General features: G+C 33.5%; 11 protein-coding genes and 1 pseudogene. 9 read left to right on the plus strand and 3 right to left on the minus strand.

The window, feature by feature from the left end; translation table 11 throughout:
- Window positions 1-7: 7 nt before the first annotated feature.
- The 6 genes from AACL20_RS04480 (at window position 8) to AACL20_RS04505 (ending at window position 6,491) form a co-directional block, all read left to right on the plus strand.
- A complete protein-coding gene (locus AACL20_RS04480) occupies window positions 8-670 on the plus strand; it encodes a phosphatidate cytidylyltransferase (RefSeq protein ID WP_339051806.1) in 663 nt (220 codons plus the stop codon).
- A 404-nt stretch (window positions 671-1,074) separates the two neighbouring features.
- Window positions 1,075-2,751 (plus strand): DNA polymerase III subunit gamma/tau, encoded by a 1,677-nt coding sequence (locus AACL20_RS04485; RefSeq protein ID WP_339051807.1) that lies wholly within the window; start codon window positions 1,075-1,077, stop codon window positions 2,749-2,751.
- 11 nt (window positions 2,752-2,762) lie between these two features.
- Window positions 2,763-3,464, plus strand: coding sequence for a class II aldolase/adducin family protein (locus AACL20_RS04490; RefSeq protein ID WP_339052680.1), 702 nt, complete (start codon window positions 2,763-2,765; stop codon window positions 3,462-3,464).
- Window positions 3,465-4,282: 818 nt separating this feature from the next.
- Window positions 4,283-4,891 (plus strand): ribonuclease D, encoded by a 609-nt coding sequence (locus AACL20_RS04495; RefSeq protein ID WP_339042565.1) that lies wholly within the window; start codon window positions 4,283-4,285, stop codon window positions 4,889-4,891.
- Window positions 4,892-4,902: 11 nt separating this feature from the next.
- Window positions 4,903-5,976, plus strand: coding sequence for a tRNA preQ1(34) S-adenosylmethionine ribosyltransferase-isomerase QueA (gene queA / locus AACL20_RS04500; protein ID WP_339051808.1), 1,074 nt, complete (start codon window positions 4,903-4,905; stop codon window positions 5,974-5,976).
- Window positions 5,977-6,308: 332 nt separating this feature from the next.
- Window positions 6,309-6,491, plus strand: a complete 183-nt coding sequence (locus AACL20_RS04505) for a hypothetical protein (protein ID WP_339051809.1) — start codon at window positions 6,309-6,311, stop codon at window positions 6,489-6,491.
- Window positions 6,492-7,296: 805 nt separating this feature from the next.
- On the opposite strand, the gene AACL20_RS04510 is transcribed toward AACL20_RS04505, so the two are convergent.
- Window positions 7,297-7,464: a hypothetical protein gene (locus AACL20_RS04510; RefSeq protein ID WP_339051810.1), complete on the minus strand. Its 168-nt coding sequence runs from the start codon at window positions 7,462-7,464 to the stop codon at window positions 7,297-7,299.
- 348 nt (window positions 7,465-7,812) lie between these two features.
- The gene (locus AACL20_RS04515) at window positions 7,813-8,526 is read right to left on the minus strand and encodes a hypothetical protein (RefSeq protein WP_339051811.1); all 714 of its coding nucleotides are present in this window, start codon (window positions 8,524-8,526) and stop codon (window positions 7,813-7,815) included.
- 1,152 nt (window positions 8,527-9,678) lie between these two features.
- Here AACL20_RS04515 and AACL20_RS04520 point away from each other — a divergent pair.
- Window positions 9,679-9,984: a hypothetical protein gene (locus tag AACL20_RS04520; protein ID WP_339051812.1), complete on the plus strand. Its 306-nt coding sequence runs from the start codon at window positions 9,679-9,681 to the stop codon at window positions 9,982-9,984.
- Window positions 9,985-9,989: 5 nt separating this feature from the next.
- Here AACL20_RS04520 and AACL20_RS04525 read toward each other — a convergent pair.
- Window positions 9,990-10,810, minus strand: a protein-coding gene (locus AACL20_RS04525) for an IS5 family transposase (RefSeq protein WP_339051669.1) whose coding sequence is annotated in 2 segments (ribosomal slippage) — window positions 9,990-10,423 and window positions 10,423-10,810 — 822 coding nt in all. Because the reading frame shifts where the segments join, the coding sequence is not laid out codon by codon here.
- A 93-nt stretch (window positions 10,811-10,903) separates the two neighbouring features.
- On the opposite strand from AACL20_RS04525, the gene AACL20_RS04530 reads away from it, so the two are divergent.
- Both AACL20_RS04530 and AACL20_RS04535 read left to right on the plus strand, forming a co-directional pair.
- Window positions 10,904-11,848, plus strand: coding sequence for a hypothetical protein (locus tag AACL20_RS04530; protein WP_339051813.1), 945 nt, complete (start codon window positions 10,904-10,906; stop codon window positions 11,846-11,848).
- 81 nt (window positions 11,849-11,929) lie between these two features.
- Window positions 11,930-12,052: pseudogene (locus AACL20_RS04535) on the plus strand (IS481 family transposase); the annotation flags it as partial.
- Between the last annotated feature and the right edge of the window lie 27 nt (window positions 12,053-12,079).

Raw genomic sequence — 12,079 nt, forward strand, 5'->3', positions numbered from 1 at the left:
AGAGCTTATGCAAAATGCAGCGAATTTAATAAAGAGAACAATCACAACACTTGTTCTTGCGCCTGTTGTATTATTTACAATATGGAGTGGTGGTATATTCTTCAAGTCTTTGATTCTTGGAATATGCGCTGTAATGATGATCGAGATGGTGAATATATCGTTTCACGCAGGAGCAAAATTTTCAAGGATAAAGAGTGTAATATTTAGTGCGTTTGGAGTAACTTATATAGTTATAGCTTCAGTTTGTATCATAGCCATTCGTGATGTAGAGCCATTTGGTATGGAACTTTCCTATTGGCTTTTTTTAACTGTATGGTCAGTTGATGTTGGAGCATATGTTTTTGGTAATATAATAGGTGGGCCAAAACTTCTACCTGTTGTTAGTCCAACAAAGACTTGGTCGGGTCTTATAGGTGGATGTGCGTTTGCAGTCTTGGTTGGTGCGTGTATGACAGCGATAATGCCGTCTATTACACCAAGATATATATTTTTGAGCGGTGTTACAGCCTTTGTTGCGCAGTGCGGAGATCTGTTGGAATCGTTTGTAAAGAGAATTGTAAAGGTGAAAGATAGTGGCAATATTCTTCCTGGGCATGGTGGTATGCTAGATAGGATGGACGGGCTTATGCTCGCTGCGATATTTGTTTGTCTTGTTCTTTCTGTCATGTAGTCTATCCGTCAAAAATTGATTTGCTTCGTAAATCAATTTACAAAAATTAGCTTAAACTCCTAGTCCTGCACTAATTTTCGGATATATAATTTGTCCTGTACTTCGCAAATACTACTTTAGGCACTTATGAAGGTAGTGCATAATAAAATCCATAAGGTTTTTGGCAATTTTGCCACTTTTTTTGCTGGATTTAGATGCGTCATAATTGCTTGCAACCAATATCAATCTTCCATTTTAAGAGTTATGATGGAGAGAACATATAGCTTTGGTGCTACTTGCACCGCCATCTCTATTTGCTTAAGAAATATGTAAAGAAAAATGGAAATACAATGTCAAGAGATTAAAGTGCAAATGATTGGCACGAAACAAAATAAGTATAAAGTATATAATACAGTGTTAAATTTATGGAAAGTCATTACTACAAAGCTTTAGCGCGTAAGTATCGTCCGCAGCTATTTTCTGACCTGATAGGTCAAGATGTACTTGTACGTATCATCACAAATGCGATAAACCACTCCAAAATTCCACATGCGATGTTGCTTACTGGAATTCGTGGTGTTGGTAAAACAACTACAGCAAGGATAATAGCACGCGCTCTGAATTGCATAGGTCCATCTGGTGATTTGAATATACCAAGTAAAGAACCTTGCGGTGTGTGTAACAACTGTGTTGCGATTTCAGAATCAAGACATCCAGATGTTGTAGAAATGGATGCAGCTAGCAATACAAGTGTAAACGATGTTCGTGCTATTATAGAGAATGTTGCATATAAACCAATTTCAGCTAGAGATAAAATTTACATCATAGATGAGGTGCATATGCTATCTAGCAGTGCTTTCAATGCATTGCTTAAAACACTAGAAGAGCCACCAGCACACACAAAGTTTATCTTTGCAACAACCGAAATGGATAAGATACCACTTACTATACTATCTAGGTGTCAGAAATTTTACTTAAAAAGAATTTCTGTTGAGCATTTAGTAAAGCATTATGAGGAAATTGCTTTAAAAGAAGGAGTTTCTATAGATAAAGAAGCTGTTTACATGGTGGCAAAAGCTGCAGATGGTTCTGTGCGTGATGGTCTTTCTATTTTAGATCAAGCAATTGCACTTAGCAGCTGTACAAACGTCACAAAAGAAATAGTTGAGGAGATGTTAGGTCTTGGTGGACTAGATGCAGTCTATGAGCTTTTTGACTCAGTTATACGTGGTGATGTGGTTGTTGCTTTGAGTTTTGCATCGTCTTTATATGAAAGAGGAGTTGATCCTGTCCATATCATTCGTGCTCTTCTTGAGCTTGTGCATGATATAACACTTTCGAAAACTAATGGTAAGATTTGTGAAAGAAGCAACTCTGAGACGCATAAGAGATATATGGAAAGTTTTGCCAGATCACTAGATATAATTTTTCTCTCAAGAATCTGGCAGATGTTAATGAAAGGTATGGAAGAGATCAGCATTTCTATGCTTCCATTTGAATCTCTTGAAATGGTGATAATCAGAATTGCTTATGCAAATACTTTGGAAACACCAGAGGATATATTAAACGGACTTAAAACTAGCAGTAGCCAGCAAAATCAGCAACGTTCGTTAGAGCAGAATATGAAACGGAATGATCGCGATTTTGATTCTGCATGCAGCACGCAGAGCGCAGTTGTTGAATATAAAAATAATGCGCAGGATGTTGATATTTTAAGTGATAATTCAGCGAAATACGCCAGTTTTGATCCAACAAATGCAAATGATCTAATAAGTATTTTATATGATCATAATGAAATGGTACTTTGTTATGCATTGCAAAATGAGATATCTGTAAACTCAATCACAGAACATGTAATCAGAGTAACGCTTTTGAATGGTGCAAATAACAATATTGCTTCTTTACTTGAAAAAAAAATATGTGATATTACAAAACAAAAGTGGAGAGTAGAAATTGAAAGTGATGATTTTGCTCGTTCTCTAACAGAACTGGAAAATTTACAGAATGAGAAAATGCGCAGCAATGTGATACAAAGTTCATTGGTGCAGCATATATTGCAAAAATTTCCAGGCTCTAAAGTTTCTCATATAGAATTTAAATAAATGAACGGTGTATAGTGCAGAGTGATAATATTATCAAAAGGGATTTAGCATACGCATACCAAATTATAGCTAAGCTTGAGCTTGATGATCATACATATACGCATCTTTCTGCAAGATCAGAAGATGAGTCTGGTATAATGTTTATGAATAAGTTTGGGCTAAGATTTTCTGAAATTAGAGAGGAGAATTTATTAGGTATCACATTTAGTGGCGAAGTAACAAGTGGCATAGAGGAGCATATTAATACAACAGGCTATATACTGCATGGTTCTATTTACAAGCAACGTCAAGATGTGAAAGCAGTGTTTCACGTTCATACACCAAGTATAATAGCAGTTTCTGCTATGAAATGTGGTATTTTACCAATTAGTCAATGGGCTTTGCATTTTTATGAAAATGTTAAATATTATGACTATGATTCGCTTTTGTTAACCAATGACCAAGGAACGTTACTTGCCAGTGCTTTGTGTGACTCAAATATACTGATGCTACGCAATCACGGTGTCGTTATTTGCACAAAGAGCATACATGAAGCAATGTTTTTTCTTTATCATTTGGAAAAAGCTTGTAAAACACAGTGTCTTGCGCTTGGTAGTGGGCAGGAATTGGTCATGCCTTCTCATGAATTATGCGTTAATTCAGTATCAGATCTTCTGACGTTTGAAAAAGATCTTGGTAGAAGAGATTTTGATGCATGGATCAGAAATTTGTGATATATACCTCATGTAAATGAAGAGTTGGTATTTAACTTATGCATACAAGAAGTTAGACTTCAAAAAGAGTTAGGAAGAATTTAGGTGCAAATTTTGAAAAGTATGATTAGTATACAGTGAAAAATCTTATATTTAGCATGTTCTTATATTTAGCATGTAGATTTTGTTTGCAATAAAAAAATAGTATGATGTGCTGATAATTCTGAAGTTGTTCATTAAGCATTCTCTAGACACTGCCTTCATAAATATACGCGCGAGGATTTTTTTAGAGTGCCAGTTAATTTTTGAGTCAAATATTATGTATATTTGCAAAGAAATTAACGAAGTGATGCTTGAAAATTAGGCTAAAAAGGTCTGTGCAAGCGGCTTTGCCTGCAGTTTCTAAGTAGTATTTGCTAGATACAGGACAAATTATATATTCAAAAATTAGTTCATGGTCATGCCTCAGGGCTAATTTTTGTACATTTAACTTTCCACAAAAATTTATTTGCGCACGCAAATCGATTTTTGACGTATAGACTAGGTTTGTTGCTTATTTATAGTGTATTTTATGATTTGTGTGATATTAGAAAAGAGTTTGGAAGAAGGATTGGAGATTAATTAAAGAGAAATTTCTACTATATTTGCTATTGTTATGGGCATGGTTTCTGCTTGTTATCTTTTAAATGCTAAAAATAATAGAAGTGTGGAAGAGTTTTAGTTTAGCTATGAAAACCATGCGTTATTGAAAAGTCATGGTTTTATATATAAATGGTATGTCTTTTGAAGGTAAATCAAACGGTATGCTTGAAAGAAAATTTTGGCGGAGTAGAGATTTTATGAACATACAATATCATGTTTATGATCTTCCAGATGGTCTTGATATATCTGGTGATATAGCTGTAGATACAGAGGCAATGGGTCTTAGAATAGGGCGTGATAGGCTTTGTGTCGTGCAGATTGCAGACGAACATGGCAGGGTGCATATAGTACATTTTCCATCAGATAAATATGATTGTAAGAATCTGAAAGCATTGTTAAGTGACGTTGAGCGTACTAAGATATTCCATTTTGGAAGGTTTGATATTGCAATAATGCAATATTACTTAAATATTGATTTTTCAAATATATACTGTACAAAAATTGCGTCTAGAATTGCAAGAACATACACTGAGCATCATAGTTTAAAGGAGCTATGTAACGAGTTGCTTGGGATAAGAATTTCAAAACAGCAGCAGAGTAGTAACTGGGGGGCGCAAGCTTTAACCAAGGAACAGCAAAATTATGCAGCGAATGATGTGCTGCATTTACATAGTATAAGAGTCATATTAGATGATATGCTTGTGCGTGAAAAGCGAGTCGATCTTGCTAAGAAGTGTTTTGAGTTCCTGCCACATAGAGCGAGGCTAGATATTTTAGGTTGGGCAGACGATATATTTGTTCACTAAAGGTTTTTCAAATGCATTTGTCAGACTTTGACTTTGACTTGCCAAGTGAGTTAATAGCTCAAGCGCCAGTATTTCCTAGAGATACTTCTAGGTTAATTTTTGGCACCAAAGATAGGAAGATTGAACACGGTATATTCTCTGATATAAAAAAAGTATTCAAAAAAGGTGATGTTTTGGTATTAAATGATACCAAGGTTATTCCAGCTTTGCTTCACGCGCGCAAACAGAATTGTGAAGGGAATAGTATTACTATAAATCTCGTAAAAAAAATACAGAATAGCGATTTATTATGGCAAATTTTAGCTAAGCCTGCTAAGAAATTAGCGCTTGGGGATATATTATATTTTGATGAAGGTGGCGAATTTAAAGCTGAGGTAGTATATAAAGAAAGTGCTAACAATGAAATATATATTAAATTTTTAATGGTTAGTGAGGCGCAGATATTTCATAATCTTGAACGATATGGGATGATGCCTCTGCCTCAATATATTAAACGCAACATATTAAGCAGCAAAGCTACTGATAATGAGGCATATCAAACGGAATATGCAAGAGAGCTAGGATCTTTTGCAGCTCCAACAGCTGGGTTACATTTTACTACAAAGTTGCTTCAAGAGATAAGAGATATTGGGGTTGAAATAGTATTTGTGACTCTTCATGTTGGCCTTGGCACTTTTTTGCCAATTAAAACAGATGACATAAACACACATCGCATGCATACTGAAAGCTTTTCTATCAGTGATGATACTGCAAGTGCTATAAATATGGCAAAAAAAAGGGGTTCAAAGGTTATTTGTATAGGGACAACAACATTAAGAGCACTGGAAAGTTCAGCAGATGCTATTGGTATGGTAATGCCAACTCACTCTAGTGAAACTGATATATTTATTAAACCTGGTTATGAATTTCGTGTTGTAGATTCATTAGTTACAAATTTTCATCTCCCTAAATCTACATTGTTTGTATTGGTTTCTGCGTTTACTAGTTTAGAATTTATGGGCATTCTTTACAGTGAAGCAATATCAAATAGTTATAGATTTTTTTCGTATGGAGATGCATGTTATATAGAAAGATTTTGTTCATAGCATTTAAATAAATACTTCTTGATCATTTGTTTTTTAGTCGTTAATATTAAAATCAATTTGATTATAGCGGTAGTTGCTTGAGTGTATCTCAAGTTTTTACTACGAAAACATACGCAATAATTAATATCCGCGAGCAGTTAATTAATAAAAATTTTTGTCAGAGTGAAACAGATATTCTAGTCTTAAAGACAGTCTTAGCTATAATACAAGTCCTGCTGACTGCTGTATTTAAGATATATAGGCCTATAGAATTCGCTATTCATAATTTTGTAATTTTCTACAGGTATATATTTAAGATATGAAAATTAGGCTAATTGTTAATGGAGGGCATCATGTCACAGATTAAGGATAAAGTGACGGTGAGTAAGAGTCACAGAAGGCTATCAAATGGTGTGATCAACGAAAATGGTGGTGTTATAAGCGTGAATAAAGCAAAGAATCTAGCGAGTTTGTTGAAGCCCGGCAAAGCAAATATACAGTATTTAATGAAACAAGTTAATAGCTCTATATTCTGAGCATTTGTTGTATTTAGTCAATGAAGTTGAAAGTGTTATAGAGTGGATATAGCTTGAAATTTAAAATCTAAAATTAGATCTTTAGTTCACAAATTACAGACGCTACTGCGGGCTTTGTTGCATAATTACATATAAAATCCTAAAGCTTCTCACTTCGAGAAGCTTTAAAAGATATAAGAATGAAGTCTTTTTTCAAGAGATTTAGAGTGTTTACCTTAATAATCATTTCAATTTGCCTTTTAATGTCGCATTTGATGCATTGCTAACTAAAGATATCTATCAATAACTTCTTATTAAAAAGCATTAGGGTAGAGTTGTAGATCATATCTATGGCCTTACTGTAACGTTTGGTTTTACGATGAAACCTGGCTAAATAGTGCCGTATTAATGAGTTGAATAATTCCACTAAAGACGTTTCTGCCTTAGTAGAATAGTGCTTTTTAGCAATCCTAAATTTTTCATAAACGTCGTAATGGTCACTTGCATTGATATCTCTATCTCGTAGCTACTTTGTAATCGCATGGCAATCGGAAGATAGGATGCAAAATCCCTGACAATGCTCACTTCAAAATCAACAACTTTATTTCCGTCCCTATCAACAGCAAGCCATACGTAGACTTTGTTAGTTTTTTTGATGGTAACTAAAAAGCTCATCAAGCTCAATAATTGAGATTTACTTGACATCTTACGGTATAGATACTTCATTTAGTTTTTGTTTGAGAATCTGCAAAAACCTTCTAATCCACTTTATTATAAGTGGACTCCAGACCTTTTCTAATCTCTCTATTGATCTAATTCCAACTCCCTACAGATACATGCCTGCAACCTTCATCTTTTTATCAAGGCTATACTTTACTCTCATATCTCCAGATTTATAGGTCTTTTGACACCCTCGGCACTTATACATCTGACGCACTTTAATATAGCCATTCTTTGTATTTTCTATGCTGCCACAATGCTTACAACTTAACATATATAATGCTTCCAATATAACTTACTATCGAGGCTGTATACATTACGTGAATTTAAAAGCAAAATCTATTCTTGGGTAGCAATGCCTCAAACGCTATTTTGACACCTTAAACATCATTTCATGCTTGTTTCGAGACTTTTGGCGCGGCGTACTAGCTATATATTTGATAAGTGAGAATGGAGCCTTCCAGAAGTATGAATCTTGAATTAAAGGCAAATTAGAATGTGCATTTATTTTTAGAGAACAGCGTCTGCATCAAAAATTAATTAATATTTTGCCTGCAGGCTATTCTCTAAATTGCTGGTACTGGTAGATTGATCTTAAATTCTTTCTCAAGAAAATAGTTATTTATGAATAACACATGAACATCTCAGATACTAGTATATTCCCAATCATCTCATCATTCATATTGTCAGAAGTATCACCAATCATATTTGCTGTATATACTCTATTATTATCTAAAAATGTTGCTGCTGATCCTCTGTCATCATCCGTTACTTGGAGACGTGTAACTTCTCTATCCTCACCCTCTAATGGATACATTATAGTCATGTCATTAATTATATTATCTGCCTCCAAGACAACTCGTGCTATGAGCTCCCTGTTAGCAAAAGAGATATTATCATCTCTTAGATAATCCGATATGTAAGTAGCACTAGGTAATGCAGGTAAAGTAAGTGCACCAGTTATAACTCCATATATTAAGTCAGATTCCTGTATCGAGTTATGAACTACTGGCGCCGTTTCTACCTCTTCTGAAGTAATGCCTCTTATTCCGATAGTGTAAATATTATTACCTAAAACAGCATTAACTGTATCAATATTATAATGCCCAAGGTAAAACCTCACTGCTGCTGTTAAGATAATATGTTCAATACTATCAACTCTTGAGAAATCAAGAGGATTATTTGCTCTAAACCAACAATTGAAGCAGTTACTTGCATAATAAAACATATTATTTATGAAAGCGTGTATATTACCTTTATGATACCATATTGAATACTTTTCAATTGCTTCACTCATATTCTTAATATGAAAATTTAAATCATCTCTACTCGACATTTAATAATACCTCCAGTTATTTTAACAACACATCTATTTGATGCACTAATCCTAACTATTCAACATTACAGTAGTAAAATTTAAGATCAACCTTAAAGAAAAAAGGTTGTACAATTTTTAGTGTAGGGCATACAAACGCGTAATAACTTATGTTGCAAGTATGAATTATACCAACTCCTGCAAATAATAAGATTGAAACTAAAATAGAGGCGTTCTTGCAAGCCCAAGAGCTAAAGTTAAATCAAAAATTCACAATTTCGACAATTTAAAATTTATTAAAAGCCCACTTATTTTATGGCGCTTTAGCTATGGCACTGCATAGCAACCTGATGGATTTTGTTAAGTAGTGTTTTGCTAGATACGGGACAAATTATATATCCGAAAATTAGCGCATGGCAGTTCTAAGGGCTAATTTTTGTATATTTAATTTTCCACAAAAATTGGCATCGTCAGAATGCTCATTACGTTGTTATCACCGAGACCATTCTTCCTAGCTCTTCTTAAAGTCTAACTTCGGTATGTACTTAAATTAAATACCAACTCTTCATTGAGGTGCGGTATATAATTAAAACGCTATGTATTATTTTATCACAGATAAACCTCATTTGATAAATCTCTAATGATCATCATTTATGATCTCTTTTATTAGAGTAACTTAAAATTTTTGTTATAAAACAATAACACCCTTATTAAATATGGAGAATTAACTAATAATATCATACAAATGAAACAAACACACAAATATAAAAGCTAAAAAACAAGAAAATGGAAAAATATCGTTGCATAAACAATCAATCTGCAATAGAATCCACCATAACTCAGGCTAATATATATTTTTTAGCAACCTAAGATAGATATCAAGCTATAAATTCTCATTTTATATAAATAATCTTATTATAGCGCCTCTGCTATATTGCTAAAATTTACAAAAATATAAATATATTTACGTCTAATTATCCATCAAAATTCGTATAAAACAAAAAATACTATATAAAAATGAAAAATTCCAAATGCGATGATTTTAATACTGAAATATACCATACGTTTTCTGAAATATTGAGCTCTTTCTATCAGCGAGGCGGTACAGATATCGATTTGATAACTAACATTTTATATACTCCTTATAAGTTTCTTGATTGTATGTACAATCATATGAGAAGCAACCCTTCTGCATACAAAGACAATGTAGATTCTTTCGGTTTTTCTGCACTGTATTACTGGAAGCTGAAACCTATAGAGATAAGCAAGAAATCTGCTTTAGAAACATTAGGATTTAAGGAGTTATATCCAAATACTTACAAAATATATCATCTGAAAGATCACTCCTATTACTCTCATAGCATTGACAGAGCAGAAATAGTCTTTGTATTTTTAGGAGATGATGATGATAAAGGAGCTCTAGATACCGATACAGTGCATAAACTTTTTATGAGCGGATTTAATAGACCTCTTGCATAACCTATTTAAAGCTCAAAGTTATAGATACCAGCAAGTAAATTAAACCTTAAACCGAATCGTTTTCTTCTGTTCCTATAACGATCAGCGATAATTTTAAATCGTTTGATCATGCCTATGACGTTTTCATTTAAAACACGTTCACTAGACAATTGACGATTTTTCTTTTTATCTTTCCTGCTTAGTGGTCGCTTTTTTGTCTTTTTCTTTGGTAACTCTGAATTATAATGCAACTTATCAATGCCTTGATAACCAGTATCTGTAAGAACTTTAATCTCAGGGTGGATGTGAACTCCGGATTCTTTAAATAACCTGAAATCATGACGCTTGCCATTAGAAAAATTAGTGCAAATGATTTCTTTTTTCCTTTTATCCACAATAAGCTGAGTTTTTAGAGTATGTCGCCTCTTTTTTCCCGAATAAAAGTGCTTCTGTTTTTTTTAGGTCGTTCTATCGGTGTTTCAGTAGCATCAATTAACACAAGTTCGTATTCAGAATCGCTTTTTAGTAATGCTTTACGTCCAGGTAGTGAAAATCGTTTATCTTTAATTAGAGTATCTTCAATCCAACGTATATTACGATAACAGGCACTTTCACTTATTCCATAACTGCGGGAAATATGAAAATATGTCCTGTATTCACGCAAGTACTCAAGCGTCATGAGTAATCGATCTTCTAAAGCCAATTTATTGGGTTTTCCACCTTGAGACTTTAAAATAGCTTCAGCTTCTTTTAATATACTTAGTATAACTTCAAACGTTCCTCGTTTAATGCCAGTAAGCCTGCGAAACTCTTCTGCGTATTCATCTTTGATGTTTTCAAACTTCATGTTATCCTTGATAAAATCAAGGATTTTAATCAATTTATATGGTTATGCAAGAGGTCTAATGTTATCTCGGTAGATGCAAGGAAGGAAAACATAATGCTATCTGACGTTTTCAATGTGGTTTATAGATATTCTACTAAAGATATCAAGCTATTTTTTATAATAGCTCCTGGCACTTTGATAAACAATATGCATGCAATTTCTATACTGGGGCATAAGGAAGAAATCACACAACCTATAGATAGCATATGGAAGTTATTTCAATATCTTGATGGCAGATTACCAAGTAAATATATCGTAGATCACATAAACACAGCAAGCTTTATAAAGGGGCTATCTTATGCAGCTAGTGGATACAGTGCTGAAATGAGTATCTTTTTAATACAGTCCATGCCATGGATTTTTTTCCCAGCTGGAAAGAAGATGAATGTGCTTTTAGCATCTGCTCACGGGCAAATTGCAGCATCTCATGCAAAATACGCATTACCAGAAGGATCTGAGATATTGATCCTTGGCGAAGATCACTATATAAAAGACAATCAATATATTGTGTATTTGAATCAACAAAATATCATCGACATATTTGATTATATTATGAACAATAAAATACATGACATCAGCATCACAAATCTTACAAAAATATATCTTATTTCAGCTCAAGATTTATATCCTGCCTCTCCTTATTATATGAAAGTGATAAGTCATAAGCTGTGGGGAGAACCAATAACTAAGGAATTCTCATGTATCACAGCATTACATCAGAAAACTGAAGAAATGATCACCATGAGAGAAGAAAAAGATCACAATTACATAAAATTACTTGCTACTGCATGTGAAAATGGTTTCAATCAACCTGAACCAGTATTAGAAGAGATGTGGACAATAGAATATATAAAAACTACTACAACTTATCATTTCATCAAAATGGTGGAAAAAGATGTTGGAGAAGCAAGAGAGGTTGTATATGGCAATATATGGCATTACTGCAGCTATTTTTATACAACACTACATGACTATATACTTGGACATGATATACACTAAAGCATTTAGAAGTGGTATAAATTGGAAAATCAAGTGCGACATATAGCTAAAGCAGTATAAACTGTATTAGTTAGATTGGAAATGAACTTAAATCAAAAAATACTCAAACCAAAGCTAGGTTTACTTAAATTGGCCAAAAGCCTTGGTAGTATATCATCTGCATGTAAGGCCATGGGTTATAGTAGAGGGTCATGTATTCAATATATTGATTGTTGTGTAGTGTAAGGATTT

This window comes from Candidatus Lariskella endosymbiont of Epinotia ramella (assembly GCF_964019805.1).
In the GTDB taxonomy this organism is placed as follows: Bacteria; Pseudomonadota; Alphaproteobacteria; order Rickettsiales; family Midichloriaceae; genus Lariskella.